General features: G+C 68.6%; 1 protein-coding gene. It reads right to left on the reverse strand.

Annotation, left to right across the window (positions count from 1 at the left end; genetic code table 11):
* Positions 1–68 precede the first annotated feature (68 nt).
* Positions 69–325 (reverse strand): hypothetical protein (locus WH85_RS46370; RefSeq protein ID WP_211275669.1); only part of this gene is annotated, 257 nt, incomplete at its 5' end.

Raw genomic sequence — 325 nt, forward strand, 5'->3', positions numbered from 1 at the left:
TGGCGCCCCGCGTCGAAGTCATTGCGCGGCCCCGCCACCTCCCGGCCGTTCGGCAGCCAGGTGAAGAACTATCCGGCCGGGCAGTCCGGAACGATGTCGTGATCGGCTAACGCGCGGCCCACAGTCGTGTCCACGAGGGCGAGCCGGCCTCTGGGCCCCAGCACCGCGATCGTCCGGCCGTCCGGTGCGTGTCTCAGGACCGGGTCGCTGACGTCGAGCTGGCGGTATGTTCCGGTGGTCCGGTCCAGTGCCACGTATCCGGGGTCGCCCGTCGCGATGGTGTCGTCGACCTCCTGTACCTCCACCTCTTTGTTCACCATGGAGA

This window comes from Actinoplanes rectilineatus, assembly GCF_000962825.1.
GTDB lineage: Bacteria > Actinomycetota > Actinomycetes > Mycobacteriales > Micromonosporaceae > Actinoplanes > Actinoplanes rectilineatus.